General features: G+C 61.9%; 14 protein-coding genes and 1 tRNA gene. 6 read left to right on the top strand and 9 right to left on the bottom strand.

The window, feature by feature from the left end; translation table 11 throughout:
* Position 1: 1 nt before the first annotated feature.
* The gene (gene argS / locus ACUY3D_RS01330; RefSeq protein WP_448240182.1) at positions 2–1,663 is read right to left on the bottom strand and encodes an arginine--tRNA ligase; all 1,662 of its coding nucleotides are present in this window, start codon (positions 1,661–1,663) and stop codon (positions 2–4) included.
* Between the two features lie 236 nt (positions 1,664–1,899).
* Between argS and ACUY3D_RS01325 the strand changes: the two genes are divergently transcribed.
* The 6 genes from ACUY3D_RS01325 (at position 1,900) to ACUY3D_RS01300 (ending at position 8,684) form a co-directional block, all read left to right on the top strand.
* Positions 1,900–3,552 carry an L-lactate permease gene (locus tag ACUY3D_RS01325; RefSeq protein ID WP_448240181.1) on the top strand — a complete coding sequence of 551 codons (1,653 nt, stop codon included), beginning with the start codon at positions 1,900–1,902 and terminating at the stop codon, positions 3,550–3,552.
* A gap of 306 nt (positions 3,553–3,858) precedes the next feature.
* Entirely contained in the window at positions 3,859–4,644 is a 786-nt protein-coding gene (locus ACUY3D_RS01320; protein WP_070708381.1) for a (Fe-S)-binding protein, read from the top strand.
* Positions 4,644–6,149, top strand: a complete 1,506-nt coding sequence (locus ACUY3D_RS01315; RefSeq protein WP_250223777.1) for a LutB/LldF family L-lactate oxidation iron-sulfur protein — start codon at positions 4,644–4,646, stop codon at positions 6,147–6,149. The genes ACUY3D_RS01320 and ACUY3D_RS01315 overlap by 1 nt, the downstream gene beginning before the upstream one ends.
* Complete coding sequence (locus ACUY3D_RS01310) at positions 6,146–6,775, top strand: LutC/YkgG family protein (RefSeq protein ID WP_144014730.1); 630 nt, start codon at positions 6,146–6,148, stop codon at positions 6,773–6,775. Before ACUY3D_RS01315 ends, ACUY3D_RS01310 begins: the two co-directional genes overlap by 4 nt.
* A gap of 104 nt (positions 6,776–6,879) precedes the next feature.
* Positions 6,880–8,472 carry an alpha/beta hydrolase gene (locus ACUY3D_RS01305; RefSeq protein ID WP_070597091.1) on the top strand — a complete coding sequence of 531 codons (1,593 nt, stop codon included), beginning with the start codon at positions 6,880–6,882 and terminating at the stop codon, positions 8,470–8,472.
* 138 nt (positions 8,473–8,610) lie between these two features.
* Positions 8,611–8,684: transfer RNA gene (locus ACUY3D_RS01300), tRNA-Arg, on the top strand.
* Positions 8,685–8,886: 202 nt separating this feature from the next.
* Here ACUY3D_RS01300 and ACUY3D_RS01295 read toward each other — a convergent pair.
* The 8 genes from ACUY3D_RS01295 to ACUY3D_RS01260 all read right to left on the bottom strand — a co-directional run bounded on the left by ACUY3D_RS01295 (position 8,887) and on the right by ACUY3D_RS01260 (position 18,591).
* The gene (locus ACUY3D_RS01295) at positions 8,887–9,327 is read right to left on the bottom strand and encodes a hypothetical protein (protein ID WP_101736594.1); all 441 of its coding nucleotides are present in this window, start codon (positions 9,325–9,327) and stop codon (positions 8,887–8,889) included.
* 308 nt (positions 9,328–9,635) lie between these two features.
* Positions 9,636–9,842 carry a hypothetical protein gene (locus tag ACUY3D_RS01290; RefSeq protein WP_154737117.1) on the bottom strand — a complete coding sequence of 69 codons (207 nt, stop codon included), beginning with the start codon at positions 9,840–9,842 and terminating at the stop codon, positions 9,636–9,638.
* 182 nt (positions 9,843–10,024) lie between these two features.
* The gene (locus ACUY3D_RS01285) at positions 10,025–10,318 is read right to left on the bottom strand and encodes a molecular chaperone GrpE (RefSeq protein WP_070597093.1); all 294 of its coding nucleotides are present in this window, start codon (positions 10,316–10,318) and stop codon (positions 10,025–10,027) included.
* A 66-nt stretch (positions 10,319–10,384) separates the two neighbouring features.
* On the bottom strand, positions 10,385–10,894 hold the full coding sequence (locus ACUY3D_RS01280) for a MarR family winged helix-turn-helix transcriptional regulator (RefSeq protein ID WP_070597094.1): 510 nt from the start codon (positions 10,892–10,894) through the stop codon (positions 10,385–10,387).
* A gap of 24 nt (positions 10,895–10,918) precedes the next feature.
* On the bottom strand, positions 10,919–13,495 hold the full coding sequence (locus tag ACUY3D_RS01275; RefSeq protein ID WP_448240180.1) for an AAA family ATPase: 2,577 nt from the start codon (positions 13,493–13,495) through the stop codon (positions 10,919–10,921).
* 3 nt (positions 13,496–13,498) lie between these two features.
* Complete coding sequence (locus ACUY3D_RS01270; RefSeq protein ID WP_448240179.1) at positions 13,499–14,623, bottom strand: metallophosphoesterase family protein; 1,125 nt, start codon at positions 14,621–14,623, stop codon at positions 13,499–13,501.
* Between the two features lie 62 nt (positions 14,624–14,685).
* Positions 14,686–15,519 (bottom strand): SWIM zinc finger family protein, encoded by an 834-nt coding sequence (locus tag ACUY3D_RS01265; protein ID WP_070524991.1) that lies wholly within the window; start codon positions 15,517–15,519, stop codon positions 14,686–14,688.
* Positions 15,520–18,591, bottom strand: a complete 3,072-nt coding sequence (locus ACUY3D_RS01260) for a DEAD/DEAH box helicase (protein ID WP_269948163.1) — start codon at positions 18,589–18,591, stop codon at positions 15,520–15,522.
* Positions 18,592–18,736: the final 145 nt, after the last annotated feature.

Below are 18,736 nucleotides of genomic sequence, written 5' to 3'. Positions count from 1 at the left end.
CTTACATCTTCTCCGGCGCGCTGACCCCGACCATGGTCAAGGCATTGGCCATGACCTGGCGGGTGGCTGCAGCCAGAGCGAGGCGCGCGGAGTGGATCGGTTCGGTCTCTTCGCCTACCTTCGGCAGCACCTGGCACTGGTCATAGAAGCGGTGGAACACGGCGGCAAGCTCCTCGGCATAACGCGCGATGCGGTGCGGTTCACGCAGCGTGGCGGCGGTGGCCACAACCTCGGGGAACTCGCCCAGGGTGCGGATGAGGTCGCCTTCCTTGTCGTGGGTGAGGAGGTCGAGGGGGGCGTCGCCAAGCGCGGCAGTGTCGAAGCCCAGGTCCGTGGCCTTGCGCAGGATCGAGCAGATGCGGGCGTGGCCATACTGCACGTAGTAGACCGGGTTATCGGACGACTGGGAGGCCCACAGGCCCAAGTCAATGTCCAGGCTGGAGTCCACGGAGGAGCGCACCAGCGAGTAGCGCGCGCCGTCGACGCCGATGGCCTCGACGAGGTCATCCAAGGTGATAACGGTTCCCGCGCGCTTGGACATCTTGACCGCTTTACCGTCGCGGACCAGATTCACCATCTGGCCGATGAGCACCTCGACGGCCTCCGGGTCATAACCCAAAGCCTGGGCCGAGGCACGCAAGCGGGCGATGTAACCGTGGTGGTCAGCGCCCAGCATGTAGATGGCCAGGTCGTGGCCGCGGTCGAATTTATCGGCCACATAAGCGATATCACCGGCGATGTAGGCGGCGTTGCCGTCGGACTTGATGACCACGCGGTCCTTATCGTCGCCGTATTCGGTGGACTTCAGCCACCACGCGCCCTCGGCTTCGTAGAGCTTGCCGTTGTCCTTGAGCGTCTGGATAGCCTTCTCCACGGCACCGGATTCGAAGAGGGAATTCTCGTGGAAGTACACGTCGAAGTCCACGCCGAATTCGTGGAGGGACTCCTTGATCTGGGCAAACATCATCTCCACGCCGTCAGCGCGGAAGTTCTCCTGGACCTCGGCATCGCTGCCCTCAAGGGCGCTGGGGTTCTTCTCCACTACCGCCTGCGCGATGTCCTTGATGTAGTCTCCGCCGTAGCCATCCTCCGGGGTGGGCTCGCCCTTGGCCGCGGCCACGAGGGAGCGAGCAAAACGGTCGATCTGTCCGCCGTGATCGTTGAAGTAGTACTCGCGGGTCACGTCCGCACCGGAGGCCTCGAGCACGCGGCCGAGTGAGTCACCCACGGCGGCCCAACGGGTACCACCTAGGTGGATGGGACCAGTCGGGTTCGCGGAGACGAACTCCAGGTTGATCTTCTTGCCCTGGTAGGTGGAGTTGCTACCAAAGTCCGCACCGGCGCTAAGGACTTGGGCCACGATGGCGCCCTGGGCAGCAGCAGCGAGGCGAATGTTGAGGAATCCCGGGCCCGCGATGGATGCTTCATCGATGGCGTCATTGCCGGCGAGGGCATCCGCCAGCCACTGCGCCAGCTCGCGGGGCTGGGTGCCGGCCTTCTTGGCCACCTGGAGTGCCAGGTTGGTGGCGTAATCGCCGTGCTCCGGGTTGCGCGGGCGCTCCACGCTCACGGTCTCCGGCAGGACGGAGGAGTCCAGCTCATGCTCGGTGAGCACGGCGGCGGCAGTGTTCTTGATCAGGACGGAAAGATCTTCAGGATTCATAGGGCCAAAGTCTATCGTCTCCGCCGCTTGGAGGCGCTACCAGGTCTCAGACGTTAGCAAGGTCACTCACCCCCGTAGTGTGAATCCGGCGACACAAGCACTCGCATGGTTTTACCCTAAACTTGATATCTGAACCGATTTATTCTTTCGCCTCTCTCGCCCGGCCGAAACTTGTGGTGCCACACCGCGGGGACCACCGCAGGGACGCCGGCGGGACTCAACCTGAAGTGAGCGTTATGTCTACATTCACAATCACCACCGACGCCATAGCTGGCAACGTGGGGCTTACCGCGCTGGTGTCCACGCTGCCGCTCATCGCGTTCTTCATCATGCTCTTAGGCCTCAAGGCCCGCGCCCACACCTCGGGTGCCGTTGCACTCCTCGTAGCGCTCCTCATCGCCGTCTTCGGCATGGGCATGCCCACCGGCATGGCTCTGTCCTCCGCGGTGCGCGGCGGGCTTTTTGGACTCTTCCCCATCGTCTGGGTGATCATCACCGCCATCTGGTTCTATGAGGTCACCGTGGCCTCTGGCCGCTTTAATGACCTGCGCAAGACCTTCGATCTCTTAGGCGATGGCGATATCCGCATCCAGGCCATCCTCATCGCCTTCTGCTTCGGCGGCCTGCTTGAGGCACTCGCCGGATTCGGCGCTCCCGTCGCAATTACGGCCACCATGATCCTGGCGCTGGGAGTCAAGCCCCTAAAGGCGGCCACTACCGTGCTCATCGCCAACACCGCGCCCGTCGCCTTCGGCGCGGTGGGCATTCCGGTGACTACAGCCGGCTCCGTGGGCGGGCGCACCGCCGAGCAGACCGCTGACATCGCCGGGCTGATTTCCCTGCAGGTCCTACTCATCGCGGCCGTCGTGCCTTTCTTCATCCTCTTCATCCTCGACGGCATGCGCGGTGTCAAGGAAGCTGGCCCCGCTGCAGCCGTCATCGGCATCTCCTTCGCCATTGCGCAGTGGGCCGCGGCCACCTTCTTTGCCTACCAGCTCACCAATGTCGTGGCCTGCATCGTCTCCCTCGGCGCGGGCTTTATCTTCCTGCGCATGTGGAAGCCCAAGGGTGTCGACAGCCTGCGCGAGCGCATGGAGCTTCCTGCCCAGGATGAGGTCACGGATCTCAACGGCAGCCGCATCTGGATGGCGCTTCTCCCCTATGCCGTGGTCACCGCAGTCTTCGCCATCGCCACCGCGTGGCCGGCCATCTTTGGATTCCTCCAGATCGACGCTGCCTGGCCGCTTCTCGACGGCACCGTCTTCGACGCCGAAGGCAAAGTCATGGACACCGCGTTCAAGTTCAACGTGCTGGGCAACCCAGGATCCTTGCTGCTCATTTCCGGCATCATCGTGGCCCTTATCTACATGTCCTTCAACGAGAATGGCCGCTACGAGCTCGCTGCCTCCGCGCCGTTGGCCAAATTCGGCGAAGTTGTCTCCCGCATGAAGTTCTCCGCGCTGACCATCATCTTGGTCCTAGCGCTGGCCTACACCATGAACTACTCCGGACAGACCATCTCCATCGGCCAGTTCGTGGCTTCCGTCGGTGGCATCTTCGCGCTCTTCTCCCCTGTCCTGGGTTGGATCGGCACCGCCGTCACCGGTTCGGATACCTCCGCCAACGCGCTCTTTGCCAACCTGCAAGTCACCGCCGCCGAGCGCATCGGCGTCAACCCGGACCTGATGTTGGCCGCCAATACCTCGGGTGGCGTTGTGGGCAAGATGATTTCCCCGCAATCGCTGGCCATCGCCGCCACCGCGGTTCAGATGGAGGGCGAGGAATCCCGCATCTTCAAGGCAGTCGTGGGCTACTCCGTGGCTTTCCTTGCCGTCGTGTGTGTCATCGTCTTCCTCATGAGCAACGTGCTGGGATTCCTCGTTCCTTAATCCCCCTTCCATTTGCCCGCCGAGGTGGTCATTTGCCCGCCGAGGTGGCCCCTGCTTCTAGACCCTAGCCGCCGTGCCTGCCTCAAGCGCAGCACGGCGGCTCTTGGTTTTGCATCACTGCACGTGAGAATTTCACAACATTAGTGTTGCGTTAAAAACCCAGGTAGAACACCTATTTCGCCTCGATATTCTTGATTTTGCACGCTAAACTTAAAGACAAACCTATAAGGCATATGTCCGTCGTCCCCGACCCTCGACTTCAAGGGATACAGTCGGGCGCGCAGGGCAGAAAAGGAGCACGCGCTAATGCGAATAGCATTGTTTTCCACCTGCATCGGTGATTCCCTCTTCCCCGATGCGCACAAGGCCACGGCCCTCATTCTCTCCCGCTTAGGACATGAGGTGGTCTTCCCGGAGCAACAGACCTGCTGCGGCCAGATGCACATTAACACCGGCTACCAGGAGCAGACCTTGGGTATGATCCGCACCTACGCGGATGCCTTTGCGGATCCATCCATCGATTACGTCGTCTCCGCTTCCGGCTCCTGTGTAGGGGCCGTGCGCGAGCAGCACGAGATGATCGCAAACCGCTTCGGCACCTCCGCCGATGTGGACGGTGCAAAGAAGGCCGCCGGCAAAACTTTGGACTTGCCGGAGTTTCTTGTCGACGTCGCCGGTGTCACCAACGTCGGTGCCTTCTTCCCCCACCGCGTGACCTACCACCCTTCGTGCCACGGCCTGCGCTTCCTCAAACTGGGTGACCGCCCCTACCAGCTTCTTAAGGAGGTCGAAGGAATCGACCTCGTCCAGCTACCTAATGCTGAGGAGTGCTGTGGTTTTGGCGGCACCTTCGCCCTCAAGAACGCCGAGGTTTCTGCAGCGATGGTCGGTGACAAGACCCGCCACATCCGTGAAACCGAGGCCGAATATATTACCGGCGGTGACTCCTCCTGCCTGATGAACATTGGAGGCGCTCTGGCTCGCCAGCGCTCCGGTGTTCGCGCTATCCACCTGGCGGAAATCCTCGCCTCCACCAAGGAACACCCGTGGACTCCCACCTCCGCGGCCTACTCCAAGGAGAAGATGCTCTAATGACTTCCTTCCTCGACACCACCCCTCCCCGCGCCCCAGAAGGCTACGGCAACCTGCGTGGTTCGAAGGCGTTCGTGCCGCTGGCACACGTTGGCCTCAATAACGCCACCCAGCGCCGCAACCTGCACCACGCCACCACCACCATTCGCAACAAGCGCCAACACGCCGTGGAGGAAACCCCGGACTGGGAGCAGCTGCGTGACGCCGGTTCCGCTCTCAAGGATGACGTTGCTGTTCGCATGGGCGAACTGCTAGTCCAGTTCGAAGAGCAGGTGACCAAGCGCGGCGGCATTGTCCACTGGGCGCGCGACGCCAAGGAAGCCAACGAGATCATCGAGGGCCTCATCCGCGAGACCGGTGAGACCGACGTGGTCAAGATCAAATCCATGGCTACCCAGGAAATCGCGCTCAACGAGCACCTGGAAGAAGCCGGCATTCACGCCCAGGAGACTGACCTGGCGGAGCTCATCGTCCAGCTGGGTGAGGATAAGCCTTCCCACATTCTGGTCCCGGCCATCCACCGCAACCGCGCGGAGATTCGGGACATCTTTGTCAACAAGATGCCGAACACCGATGACTCCCTCAAGGCCGAGCCGGCGGAGTTGGCTGAGGCTTCCCGCAGCTTCCTGCGCGAGCAGTTCATGAAGGCCAAGGTCGCCATCTCCGGCGCTAACTTCGGTGTCGCAGAAACCGGCACCATCAACATCGTAGAATCTGAGGGCAATGGCCGCATGTGCCTGACCCTGCCGGAGACCCTCATTACTGTCATGGGTATTGAGAAACTGGTCCCGACCTTCCAGGACCTTGAGGTCTTCCTGCAGCTGCTGCCGCGCTCCTCCACCGCTGAGCGCATGAATCCGTACACCTCAATGTGGTCCGGTGTGACCGAAGGCGACGGCCCGCAGAACTTCCACATCGTGCTTCTGGACAATGGCCGCACCGCAGCCCTGTCCTCTCCCAAGGGCCACGAAGCACTCAAGTGCATTCGCTGCTCTGCCTGCCTCAACGTCTGCCCGGTCTACGAGCGCGCCGGCGGACACGCCTACGGCTCTGTCTACCCGGGCCCAATTGGCATCTCCCTGACGCCGCAGTTGACTGGTATGAAGGACCACAACGATCCGTCGGCAAGCTTGCCTTATGCCTGCTCCCTGTGTGGCCGTTGCGACGAAGTATGCCCGGTGCGCATCCCGCTCTCCCAAGTCATTTTGGAGAACCGCTACCAGAAGGTCACTAACGCCACCCCGCCGGTGGAGGAAAAGCTCTTCCAGGTCGTGGAGCTGGTGTGGAAGAACCCGAAGATCTGGAACCAGATCACCCACATGGTGGCGCTCGGCCGTGTCCTCGGTGGCTTCAACGGAGTCATCGACAAGCTACCGCTGTTCATGTCTGGTTGGTCCGAGGTACGCGATACTGCCGTTCCGCCGAAGAAGTCCTTCCGCCAATGGTTCAACTCTGACGAAGCTCAAGAACTCCTCGCCCAAGCCAAGAAGGAGGGCATCAAGTGACCACCGCCAAAGAGGAAATCCTCAACCGCATTGCCGCCGCCCAAAAGCAGGCCGGCCTGCCGGACCACGTAGAGATCCCGCGCGAATACCAGAAGGAAGGCACGCTCAACGAAGATGAGCTGCGTGAGATGCTCGTGGACCGCCTCGAGGACTACAAGGCTGACGTGCACGTCACCGATGAGTCCGGCCTGAACTCCACCCTCGTGGGCATCCTCAAGGAGCGCGGCTGCTCGAACGTCGTCTACGCCCCCGGCATGGACGCTGGGCTTCTCGCCGGCTTCGAGGGCACCATCACCCCGGATGACAACGCCAAGGACCCGCGTGAGCTCGACGCCGTCGACGCCGTGGTGACCGAATCCCACGTCACCTCCGCGCAGACCGGCACCATCGTGCTCGAATCCAATGAGACCTGCGGCCGTCGCGCGCTGACCTTGGTGCCGGACCGTCACGTGTGCATCGTGCGCAAGGACCAGATTGTCTACGGTGTCCCGGAGATGGTCTCCCGCATCAACCCTGAGCGCCCGGCAACGTGGATCTCGGGCCCTTCCGCGACCTCGGATATCGAGCTCTCCCGCGTGGAGGGTGTCCACGGCCCGCGCGATCTCATTGTGGTGATTGTTAAGTAGTGAGGCTTTCGGGGGCACCCGCCCTGTATGAGAGCTCGGCTCACATCACCCCTGACGCATAGGATAAGGCTCGTACCAATTTACGATTTTAGGAGCCTTGTTCTATGCGTCTTTCTCGCGTTTTAGGTTCGGTTCTAGGACCTGTAACCATCGCCGCTGGCTTGGTTGCGGCACCTGCCGTTGCTCACGCCGACCAACCCGCCATCAACTGGGGCCCGTGCCCGGAAGGGGTCACCGAAGAGCGCGCCGAATGCGGCCACGTGACCGTGCCGACCTACCATAATGCTCCCGAGAAGGGCACTATCGACGTCGGCCTTATCCGGTTGAAGGCCACGGGCGAGCGCCAAGGCACTCTGTTCACCAACCCGGGCGGTCCAGGCGGTGACGCGTATAGCTGGGTCAACTTCGCTGCCTGGCCTGAGGAAGTCAAACAAGGATACGACATCATCGGCGTTCAACCGCGTGGTTTGCGCGAGTCCGCACAGGTGAACTGCTCGTCAACTGAGGCGGGCGGAAACCCTCTAGAACAGCTGACAAAGATCGGCTCCATTACCCGCGATGACTGCGAGAAGAACACTCCGGGCTACACCGATTCCCTGACCACGGAGAACACCGCCAAGGACTGGGATGTCGTGCGCCAGGCGCTTGGTGAGGAGAAGATCAACATCTTCGGCCTCTCCTACGGCACCTTCTTGGGGTCCACGTACTCCACGCTCTATCCGGAGCACACCGACAAGGTCGTGCTGGACTCCGGAATGAACCCCAACATGGCGTGGAACCAGATTTTCGCTTCTCAGCAGGCTGGTTATGAGAATGCTCTGCATGACTTCTTTAGCTATGTGGCGAAGAACGACGCCACCTACCACGCCGGCACGACACCGCTGAAGGCCTACGAGCGCTGGTCTCAGATTGTGGCCGCGGAGGCGGGCGTGCGCCCCACCGTGCTTCCTCCGAACGCTCAGATTGGTGACCTCCCGCCGGGGCTCGAGTTTGCCGGCCAGCCCGGCGCCAATGTCATGACTGCGACCGGTGAGCTGCGCGTACAGGCAGAGCACCTCGCGGGCAAGGTCCAGAACCCGCAGGCTGTTCAGGCCACTTCGCCGACGCTCACCGCTACCCGTGACCTCCTTCCCCGCCCGGAGTCGTGGGACTCCCTAGCCAAGCACATTGGCGGCGTCGAAGCCATCAACTTTGAGGCGCAGGCCGCACAACAGGGCGAGCAGGACCCGCAAAAGGTCCAGCAAGAGATTCTCAACTCCATGAGCATGCAGAACATCATCATGTGCAATGAGAACACTGCGCCGACGGATCCGGCCTTCATACCGGCCTTCCTCTGGTCTAACTATGTCACGGTTGACCCGTTCTCACTGTTCAACGCGATGTATGCCTCCGGCGCCGGTTGCTCCGGCCGCGCACCGATCACTACCCCGATTGCCGTTTCTGGTGACAAGCTGCAGACCAAGCCGCTGCAGCTGCAGGCTACCGGTGACCCGCAGACCCCATACGCTTTCTACCGCGGCCTGTCTGACCCGATGCAATCCCGCGTGGTAACCGTCCACGGCCCAGGTCACGGGCACTTCGCGGTGGGCAACAAGGCTGTTGACCAGATTGTGGTTGACTACCTGCGCACTGGCGAGGTCCACACCGCGGATGCCCCGGGCTTCTTTGACCAGCCCCAGGAACAGCCGGCCCAGTAAGCGCCCCAGCGAAAAACTCGAAGCAGTGGCTACTCCGGCCGCTGCTTCTTTCCCACCACACCCCCATCGGCGCTAGGCCAATTACTGCGCTTCAGTCTTTATAGGTTAGAATCGCATCGTTGGCATTTCGCCAGCAATGCCCTTGTAGCTCAGCGGATTAGAGCATCGGTTTCCGGTACCGAAGGTCGCAGGTTCGATCCCTGTCAGGGGCACTTTTTCATGCCCACCTATCGCGAATCGGCCAGTACGCCCCGGCCCACCTTTCACGACGCCACGTTTGCGGGTGGGCGGCTTGGCGCATTTTGCATCTCCCCAGACCTGAAACCCGCAACCTGCAGGTGGGCGTCGTCAAGCGCCCTCCGGCACCAAACCACTCACTTGGAAGTTTCGGGATCGAGGTCTGGGGATATGGAACTAGTGCAAGCGCGCCTTAATATCCGCAACCACTTCTTCCGGGTTCTTCGCCGAAGCAATGAGAGAACTCCGACCCCATTCAATGCGCACCGTCGGCCCAGAGACGATATAGGCTGGTGCGCCATCGACGATGCGCGGGCCCGCACCTTCTTTAAGCCCCGTCTCCGGACCGATACTCACCCCGGTGATCTCGCGCAGGAGAATTCTCTTTGTGAAGACGCCAAAGACGGACACCGCAACCTCGCCATCGTTGACGGCGATCTTCACCCGCATCAGAAGGCAGGCCACGGTTGCAATGATGACTAGGGCACCAAATAGGATTGCTGCCCACGTGGAATCAATCATCGTGGGCACCACCGCTGCCACGACGGCAAGGCCAACGACTATTCCCATCCACAGGAGCGGACCGTTGAGATAGCGAATGTAGATGCGAGAGTCCATGGAGTTCAGGCTATCGGATTAGCGCTCTCTCGGACGAATACGCCCTTCGCGCTCACCGAAAGGACGGGCGGCGGCTGATCAAGGAACGACGGTGAGCGCGAAGGGTGTAGGAGTCATCATGCCTCGAGACATCGCACTCGGAGATTAATTCTCAGGCTTAGCAGTGGCTCAAGCCGCCTGATGGATCCACGGCACGAGTTAGAGAGATGAGCCTGGTGATAAAGAGGAAGCCCCAGCAGGCAAATCTGCTGGGGCTTAAAGTCAAGCTGTTCTCCCCCTGCCAGGCGGCAGCGAGGGAGCGAACCAGGTTACTGGGTGATGTACTGGTTGACGATCGGCTGGGTGATGTCCAAGGTGCCGTGCTCGATGTAGTACATGCCGAACATCATGGCGCCCAGCATCACCACGGAGAGAAGCATGGAGGGAATCCACTGAACGAAGACGGATACCCAGCCGTCAGCCTTGTCACGTGCAGCTGCTTCGCGCTGTTCCTGAGCCAAATCGCGCTCGACCATTATGTTTTGTCCTTTCACTTAGCTCCCCTAGCCAGATGGCGCTCTCGCTCAAGCTGCCTCTGAAAAGCGCGGGGATGCTCGCCCTTTAACACAGAGTATCTTAGCAGTTTAAACAGAACCGCCCGTAGTTAAACCCAGTAAATTTAGCCGCCATCCACCTTTAGTATGACACCGACTGTGGGTTAGACCCCAGGGTCTTCGTTGTTGTTGAGCGCTTCGACGAATCCCTCGCGGTCTTGGAACATACGCTCAATGTCCTCATCCGCGCCGATAATCCACAGCTGCGAGGCGTCATCGAAGGTCAGCGCGCCCTCCGGGTGCTGCTCGAGGGCCGCCTCAAGCGCGGTGGCTTGTTCCTCGGAGAGCTCATCCAGATCATCGACCGGGCCGACTTGAGCGCTGAGCTCTTTCAGCGGAGTAATATCGTACGTAGCGTACTGGCGCTCGGGATGCTCAAACAGTTCTTGTCCCATCATGGTGCGGACAGATCACCTCCAGGTGAGTAAACGGTCGAAAACTAACACTACCCGTACGAAGCACAACTAGTCGGTGTGAATACCCAAGCGCTCATCCGGCACGAAGCCGTCATATCCTGGAAGGTTGCTTTCTGAAAGGACGCCCTCGCAGAAACGCAGGACCGCCGGAGCGTCGGCAGGATCGAGGTGATCAAAAACCATGCGGCGCACGGACTCGACGTGCTCAGGTACCGCCGCCTCTAGACGCTCCCGGCCGGACTTCGTCATGACGACCTCCACGCCACGCGCATCGCCCGCACACTTTTCCTTGCGCACCAAACCCCGTTTTTCCATGCGGGTGATTTGGTGGGAGGCGCGGGAGCGGTCCCACTCCAACTCCGTGCATAATTCGCGCAGGCGCCGCGTGTGCTCGGGTGCTTCCGAAAGAGAAACAAGCACCGAAAACTCCGCGGCCGAGATATCGCCGCAGGCCAACAGGGTTTCCTCCATACCGCGATTGATCTTGCGAATGCTAGCTAGAATGTGGCGCCACAGGTCCTGTTCGCTTTCGGTGAGCCATCGAGTGTCCGCTGTCATGGCTCATACCCTACACTCCGGGACTTAAGCCCTTGTAAGTTTCTCCATATCTAGCTCCATTCGCCCAGGCACCCAGGAGTAGCGCTGCGGCATACAGGTCAGCACGATGACCTGAGTGCTTTTCCCAGCCTTACTGAACAGCGCCGCCATGAGCTGAAGGCGCTGGGAGTCCGTGGAACCCAACGCATCATCGATCAAAACAGGCACCGGTTCATCGGAGACCAGCTGGGCTATGGCGAAGCGCGTCAGGATGCTCAACTGCTCTTTGGCACCACCCGAGAGCGCGTCGAAAGACACGGTCTCCCCATCGCGGCTGCGAGCTTCGACCTTGAGCTCTTCCGACAGCTCGAAGTCCACATCCCCACCGAAGACTGTTCGCGCCAAGCTATTGAGCGCTGTGACAAACGGCGCGGCATAGCGCTGGCGTGCGGCGTCACGGTGGCGCAGCATGAGAGTGCGCAGGTAACGCGCAGCGTTCGCACGGCGCTCGATAGCGGCGTGGCGCTCACGAGCAACCTCGAGCTCGGCGGCGGCTTTCTCCGCATCCTCAGCCGCACCGGAATGCATATCGATGAGTCCTCGGAACTCGCGCATGTCACCGACCGCTGCATTCACCGCTGCCTTCAGGGAGTCCACGTGTGTACGCGCTCCCTTGGCAAGATGCTCGGCGGTGTCCACGTCTACCGCGGACATCTCCGCCAGCACTGCTCTTTCCTCCTGCAGCTTGGCCTGTGCTGCCTCGATAGCCGTGGTCACGTCGGCATCACTGAGCTGAGCACGGGCGGCCTCCACGGCTGCGGCCTTGGCATCGCGCTGCGCGGTTGCCTCCTCCGCGCGCACGGTGGCTACCTCTAATGCCGCGCCAGCCTTGTTTTCACGGTAGGGAGCCACAGCGCGGTCGAGCTCATCGAGCTTCCTGCGTAGTTCCTCTTCCTCTCGCTCCACCACGTCCAGCTCTCGCGGCGCCGCGTCGTCCTCGGAAAGACCAGGTGTGTCCTCAGCCTCTTCTGCGCCGGCCTCAAAACGCGCACGCAGTTCACCGAGGTCCTCCCCTCCCAACGCGGCAGCCAGTTCGCGCGCCGCGGAATCCGCGGCGGATGCGAGTTCGGTGTGTTTCTCGTGAGCGGCACGGGCCGACTCGAGGTCTTCGCACCCGGCATCCTCCAGCAGGCGCGCGAGCTCAGCGCGAGCCTTCTCCACGCCTTCCTCACCGCTTTCGCCGGCACCTGCGGCATAGCGGGCGGTGACCTCGCCTACCTGAAGGGTCGTGCCCTCACGCAACTCGACTGCAAGTTCTTCACCGCTCTCCAGAGAGCGTTCCTCGCCATCGACGGCGACGGAGCCCTTCCCGGAAAAGTACAGCTTGGCAGCAGCCGCCGCTCGCAGGCGCTCCTGGACAGTGACCTCACGAGCCGCCTCTTCCAGTGCTTTCAAGTTTGGCACGTCTGGAGCGGCAGCCAGCTCACGACGGCACGACGCCAAGGTCTCTTCCAGCTTGGTCAAGGCTTCGAGGCGGGTGCCCAAGGCCTCGCGTTCTGCGCGCCGCTGCGCGCGGCGGGCGCGCTGGCGCTCCTCGCGCACGGCCTCGTAGCGCTCATGAACCTCGGCGCGTTCTTCTTCCAGCTTCGTGCGGGCGGCGGACTCTTCCTCGGCGCGCTCGCGGGCTTCGCTAACAGCAGTTGCAGCACGCTCGGCCGCTTCAACCGCTGCGGAGTGCTCAGCAATCACAGCCTTGCGCCGCGCCGATTCCTCCTCCGCGCGCGTCACAGCTTCCGCTGCCCGGGTCACCGCTGCCTCCTGCGCCGTGACCTTCTCCTGTGCGGCCCGGGCGGCGACTAGTTCGCCGTCACGGCGCTCGCACTCTTCTACGGCCGCTGGCAAAGCCGCTTCGGCATCGGCCTTCTTCAGCTCAGCGGCTTCATAGCGCTCCACCACGCCGTCAAGCTCACGGAGCGCAGACTCAGCGTTCGCGTGCTCCTCCTCCGCCGCTGCCAGCGCGGCGATTGCGGCCTTATAGTCCCCCGCCGGCTTGTCCGTCTTCGCGGTGAAATACTCCTTGTACTCCGCCTCGATGCGCGTGAGCAGCTCGGAGTCTTCCGCCACGGCATTCGCCCCGGTCTGCTCCTCTAGCGCCGCAGTAAGGGAAGGAATGCCCACGGCGGCGATGCCCTCGTGGCTATCGTCTTGGCGGACGAAGAGGGCGTCGACAAGCGCACGGTCCATATGTTCACTGAGAATGCGCTCCAGCTCCCCATCCGCTTCCGCACCAGTCCACTGGCCCGGGCGCGGGGAAAACACATGCAGCTCCGAGGTGCGCTTTTTCACCCACCGCTTGTGGATGCGGAAATGATAGGGCCCCACGGTGGCCTCCAGCGTGACCTCGGGCCCCACATCGCGGCCGGCGGGCTGCAGCGCCCTCACCGCCTTAGAGTTGGCGGTGTGTTTTTGCGTCAGCACAAAATCAATAGACTCCACCAATGTGGATTTGCCAGCCTCGTTCGGCCCGCCGATGACCACCACGCCGGTCTCCGGGAGGTCCTTGACCTCCAGGTGCTCCACGCCCCGGACGTTGTTCAGTTCAACAGAATGCAGCTGCATCATGGTTTAGGCTCCCTTCGCGCTGAGGCGGAACAGCAGGTTAGCGGCGTCGCGGGCGGTGGGAGTATCTAGGTCCTCGAGCAGCTCTGCCAGCGCATCAGCGGCATAACCGCTCAAGCTCAGCTCGCTGAGCTCCTCCTCCGAGGGCGCCAGATGCAGGTCCATCGTCCTCTCGCGGGGTTTAAGGGAAGCAAAGACCTCCTCCATCTCCGCCAGACCCTGCTCCAAGCGTGCCTGCGCGCTCAGGCCCACGGTGCCACGCAGGCTGTATTTCACCGCGGTGCGGATCTTCTCCGGCACGGCGTCTAGCTCCGCAAGGAAGCTTTCGACCTCTTCGAGTGAGTCAACGTCCGCATCAATCGCCCGGAAGTCCCAGCGACCGACGCGGTGCTTGGCGACGTCCACCCGCTCCCCCTCAACGGTCACCACCAAGGCATTGCCCGAATCGCGCTCCCTATCGTCGAAGGCCGTAGTCTCCGGGCTGCCGGAGAACCACACCTTGCCGGTAGAACCGAGGGATTCGGTGGAGTGTGTATCCCCCAGCGCCAGGTAATCAATAACGCCTTTATCCAGGCACTCCTCCACGAAGGAGAGGTCGATAGTATCAGCGTCCGAGTCCTCGCCCTCGCCCGCGCGGGACTCCACCTGGCCATGCCCCACCGCGATGCGAACCGTGCCCTCATCGGCAGGCTGCAGCGGCTCCAGCGCGCGGCGCACCAGGTCATAGTTAGCCCGCTTGGACAGGTAGGGAGCGCCGACGATTTCCACGCCTGGGCGCACCTCGATGGGCTTTGAATCCGCGATGACGTGCACGTTATCCGCGAAGGAGTTGAAGAAGATGGAATCCGCCACGAGCGGATCGTGGTTGCCGGGCAGCAGGTAGACCGGCACCGGCAGGCGCTTGAACATGTCCTTGGCACGCAGCAGCGTGGATTTGTTCAAGGAGTTGTGCTCAAACACATCACCGGCCACGACGATGAACTCCGCCCCTGTCTCGGTAGCCAACTCCCCTAGCCGCAGGACCGCTGCTTCGCGGTCATCATCAAAGCGCGACTGCGCGGCGGGACTTAAAAACCAGCGGGTCATGCCCAACTGAAAATCGGAGGTGTGGATGAACGTGACCGCGGCCATGCAAGCTCCCTACAACGTGGTCCAGGGCTGGCACTTGAGCCTCTCCCCTGGGGTGGCAATGTCTAGTGCGTCAGATGATAGTAAAGGTCCTCGACATCGGAGACCGCCCGAAGCAAATCTATGTTCGTATGGCTGACAGACCTCATGGCCTTGCGCAGCAACTCCGGGTCGGAATCATCGACGGCGGGAGCGGTTTTCGGCTCCGGCAAGGGCGGCAATTCTCGCCCCTCCCAGAACAAGGCATTGCGCTCCTCGGCCGAGATTTCAGAGGCCGCGGAAGCGGAATAAGAGTCCTCCGAGGCCGACTTGGCCTGCTCCATGACCGCTTGCTCTAGGCGCGCAAAATCAAGTCCGCGCAGGGCGAAGATAACGGATGGGTCAGCGTCCATGCGGGCTGCCAGTCGGTCCGCCACCGCCACGACGTGCTTGCACACGTACTCCGGGTCGGGACAGGTGCAAGAGAAACGGAGGTCGTCGGGGTACTCGGCGATGAGGATGTCGAGGGAGGCGTCGGCAAGCATGCCCTCCCTGGCCTTCGCCACGGAGTTGGGGGTGCGTGCGAACATCTCCGACAGCCGCCCGATGTCCTCGTTGTTGCGGTAAGGCACCTGGATGAGCACCGCGAAAGGTTCGTTCTGGGAGCCCGCAACCTTGCCGTGCACAGCGCCATTGCGCACATCGAGGCCCACGACATGGCCCTCGGTGGCGTATTGGCGCCCGCGGCGAATGCGGCCGGAATCCGTTTGCTGGTTGACGAAATTGAGCAGGCGCGTGGCCGCCGGCTGCATGGTACGCACGCGGTCGACGCGGTTGACCTCCTCCGGCGTGCTCACGCGCTTGCGGGTGCCGAAGTTGGCGTAGATGACGTTATTGTCCTCAGGACTCTTCGGTGCCATTTACTTCTCCTGTTCCCTATAGCTCATGAGATCCGCCAGCTGCTCAGGGCTCAGTTCGGTGAGCCAGCCCTCGCCTTCGCCCACGACGGCACCGGCCAGCTGTGTCTTGCCGTCGAGGATGTCCTGGATGGATTCCTCCAAGGTGCCGGCCGTAATCATCTTGTACACCTGCACATTGCGCTGCTGGCCAATGCGGAAGGCGCGATCCGTGGCCTGGTTTTCCACCGCCGGATTCCACCAGCGGTCCATGTGCACGACAATCGACGCCGCCGTGAGGTTCAGCCCGGTACCGCCCGCCTTGAGCGAGAGCAGCATGACGGGCGCGCCGTTATCGGCCTGGAATTCCTCCACCATCTGGTCGCGCCGGTTCTTGCTGACCCCGCCATGGAGGAAGGGAATCTCGCAGCCCAGTTGTTCAGAGAGGTAAGGCTGGAGAACGTCGCCGAAGGCCTTGTACTGGGTGAAGATCAGTACGCGCTCCTGAGATTCGATGGCCTGGTCGATGATCCGCATGAGCTCCTCCACCTTGCCGGAGCGGTGCTTGCCCTTGATGGTGACGGGGCTACCATCGGCCAAGAAGTGCGCCGGGTGGTTGCAGATCTGCTTGATGCGCGTCAGTGATGCCAGGATGAGGCCACGACGCGAGATGCCCTCCTTCTTCTTCGCCAGGGCCTGCTCCACGTCATTGACCAGGGCCTTGTAGAGTGCTGCCTGCTCATCGGTCATGCGCACGGTGATGATCTGCTCGGACTTTTCCGGCAGGTCATCGATGATATTCGGATCCGTCTTAAGGCGGCGCAGGATGAACGGACCGGTGAGAAGGCGCAGGCGCTCCGCCATGACATCACTGCCCTCGCGCTCGATGGCCTTGGCAAAGTGGTTGCGGAAGAAGGAAGCCGAACCCAAGATGCCCGGGTTGCAATAGTCCAAAATGGAGCGCATCTCTGAGAGGCGGTTCTCAATCGGCGTGCCGGTCAGCGCTACGCGGTGACGTGACGGGATGGCGCGCACTGCCTTGGAGGAGCGCGTGGAGGCGTTCTTGATCGCTTGAGCCTCATCGAGGACCACGCGGTCCCACTCCACCTTGCTCAATGTGAGGAAGTCACGGCTCACCGTGCCATAGGAGGTAATGACAATATCGGCCTCCTGAGCTGCGCTGACCAATTCCTCGCCCTTCAGGCGCCCAGTGCCGTGTTGCACCATGACCTTAAAGTCGGGTACGAAGCGCGTGGCTTCCCTAGCCCAGTTGCCCACCACGGAGGTAGGCGCGACGACGAGGGTGGGCTTCCACGCCTCCGCTTCCCCTTCTGTCTCATGGGCGGCCTTTTCCACCGCCAACAAAGACAGCAGCTGCAGGGTCTTGCCCAAACCCATGTCATCCGCCAGCACCGCGCCAATGTTGTTGCGGGACATCCAGTACAGCCAGTCCACACCGCGACGCTGGTACTCGCGCAGCTCAGCATGGACCGTATCGGGGATGTCCACGCGGTCGGGTGCCGTGCTATCCAGCCCGCCGAGCAGCGAGGTGTGCCACTCGGATCCGGTGAAGGCCACAGGGTCCTCCGCCATGGACTTCAAGGCCATCTCGCGCAGGTCTGCAAGCGTTACCGCTTCTTCTTGTTCGCCCTCGTTGAATTCCTTGCGGCGGCGCTCCACCTCGGCCACCAGCTCTTCCCAACCGGGCTGCTCCAGCTGACGGGCCATCTCCGCGGTCGCAGCGAGCTGCTCCAGCTCCTTCAGAGCGCGCTTGCGGGCTGTGTCCGCCAACTCGCGCATGTACTGCGAGATCTTGTTGAGAGCCTGGGTATCCGCCATGACCCACTCGCCACGCAAACGAATCAGCCCAGACTTGGAGGAGATGAGTTCGTGCATTTCGGCGTCGGTAAGCTGCGTGTCACCCACCGAGAGCTTCCAGTCATAGCTGAACAGCTTCTCCATACCAATGTGCGCCTTGGTGGCGGCATCGGCCGGATCACGGACCTCCGTGGTTTCCAGCTTGGCCTTGGTCTCCATGTGGGACCAAGACTTGGGCAGCAGCACGGTGAAACCGGCCTTGCGCAGGGCAGCGGCGTCGTGGGTAACAAAATCCACGAGCTGCTCGGTGGTCAGGTACACATCCCAATCGCCCGCATTCCGGCTCGCCGGGGCGGAGTTGTACTTCAGCCGCGGAGCCACGTCGAAGGCATGGCGGCGGGCCTCACGCAGCTTCTCGACGCTCCCCCGATCCAACTGGTCCTGCCGCACCGGCAGCGGCGAATCCGTACCGGAGCGCACCAGCAAGCGGATAGGCCACGCTGCGTCCTCGACGGAGTCAGTACTATTTGGCGGTTCCTCCACGAGGAAGACGAGCTGGAGGTCGACAGAAGTAATAGAGTCTTTCCACTCATTGAGCCCACGAAGCAGCTGGGCGCGCCCCTTCTTGACCGGCGCGGTTTTCAGCAAGGCCTGCGCGAATTCATGCCAGGGCGCGGCGCGTGGGGCATCGATCTGCGGGCGCAATTGGGTATAGGCAATCCAGTGCGTGAGCTCGTCGGCCAAATCATCCGAGAGCGCCCGGTTATTAATGGAGAGGATGCCGGGCGCGGAGGCTAGCATCTCTGCCAGCCAGCTGCGCTCGCCCAAGCCAGAAGCCAGTTGCCACATCGGGTACCACTCACCCGCCTGATACGACAGGCGGATGGTCACGCGGCCGGCACGGACGAAACGGTACAGGCCGCGATAGGCGCGGATGAGCCACAGGAGGTCCGGCGCAATAGCTGCACGCTGTTCCGCCGAAACCGCCTGGCTATCGGTATCGAGGTATTCCAGTTTGGCCAGTGTTTCCACTGCCTCATCCGGGGCGAACATGGCCATGGGGACCATGAGGGAGACGTCCTTGCCCTTCGGTGTGCGGAGGGAGACGCGCGCTCGGTTCCGGAAGGTCTTCTTGCTCAAGATGGTATCGACCACATCCGGAAAGGTTCCCTCCGGGACTGCTGAGGGCATGACGATCTTGTGCCCTTCGACCTGTTCGATCCATAGACTCAGGCCGGAGACGGGCAGCCAGAGGCCATGCAGCAGGTAAGAAGCCATAGGGGCCAGTTTAGCAGCACACCTTTGTGGGGAAAGGGTTGCAGAAAGTTCCCGATTCCTGCCCAAATACGCAATTGTTACAGTCTCGTTACATAACGGCGTAACACCAGTAAGCCCGTGCATTAAGCTGTGACCAAGGTAACCA

The organism is Corynebacterium guaraldiae, from assembly GCF_053480195.1.
Note: the sequence above shows the minus strand (reverse complement) of the source record. Positions and strands in the feature narration are given on the sequence as shown.

Excerpts from the sequence above, each read along its gene's own strand:
- ACUY3D_RS01285 (WP_070597093.1), bottom strand. The coding sequence starts at position 10,318 with ATGATGGGACAAGAACTGTTTGAGCATCCCGAGCGCCAGTACGCTACG.
- ACUY3D_RS01260 (WP_269948163.1), bottom strand. The coding sequence starts at position 18,591 with ATGGCTTCTTACCTGCTGCATGGCCTCTGGCTGCCCGTCTCCGGCCTG.
- ACUY3D_RS01275 (WP_448240180.1), bottom strand. The coding sequence starts at position 13,495 with ATGATGCAGCTGCATTCTGTTGAACTGAACAACGTCCGGGGCGTGGAG.
- ACUY3D_RS01315 (WP_250223777.1), top strand. The coding sequence starts at position 4,644 with ATGACTTCCTTCCTCGACACCACCCCTCCCCGCGCCCCAGAAGGCTAC.
- ACUY3D_RS01320 (WP_070708381.1), top strand. The coding sequence starts at position 3,859 with ATGCGAATAGCATTGTTTTCCACCTGCATCGGTGATTCCCTCTTCCCC.
- ACUY3D_RS01305 (WP_070597091.1), top strand. The coding sequence starts at position 6,880 with ATGCGTCTTTCTCGCGTTTTAGGTTCGGTTCTAGGACCTGTAACCATC.
- argS (WP_448240182.1), bottom strand. The coding sequence starts at position 1,663 with ATGAATCCTGAAGATCTTTCCGTCCTGATCAAGAACACTGCCGCCGCC.
- ACUY3D_RS01265 (WP_070524991.1), bottom strand. The coding sequence starts at position 15,519 with ATGGCACCGAAGAGTCCTGAGGACAATAACGTCATCTACGCCAACTTC.
- ACUY3D_RS01280 (WP_070597094.1), bottom strand. The coding sequence starts at position 10,894 with ATGACAGCGGACACTCGATGGCTCACCGAAAGCGAACAGGACCTGTGG.
- ACUY3D_RS01295 (WP_101736594.1), bottom strand. The coding sequence starts at position 9,327 with ATGGACTCTCGCATCTACATTCGCTATCTCAACGGTCCGCTCCTGTGG.
- ACUY3D_RS01290 (WP_154737117.1), bottom strand. The coding sequence starts at position 9,842 with ATGGTCGAGCGCGATTTGGCTCAGGAACAGCGCGAAGCAGCTGCACGT.
- ACUY3D_RS01270 (WP_448240179.1), bottom strand. The coding sequence starts at position 14,623 with ATGGCCGCGGTCACGTTCATCCACACCTCCGATTTTCAGTTGGGCATG.
- ACUY3D_RS01325 (WP_448240181.1), top strand. The coding sequence starts at position 1,900 with ATGTCTACATTCACAATCACCACCGACGCCATAGCTGGCAACGTGGGG.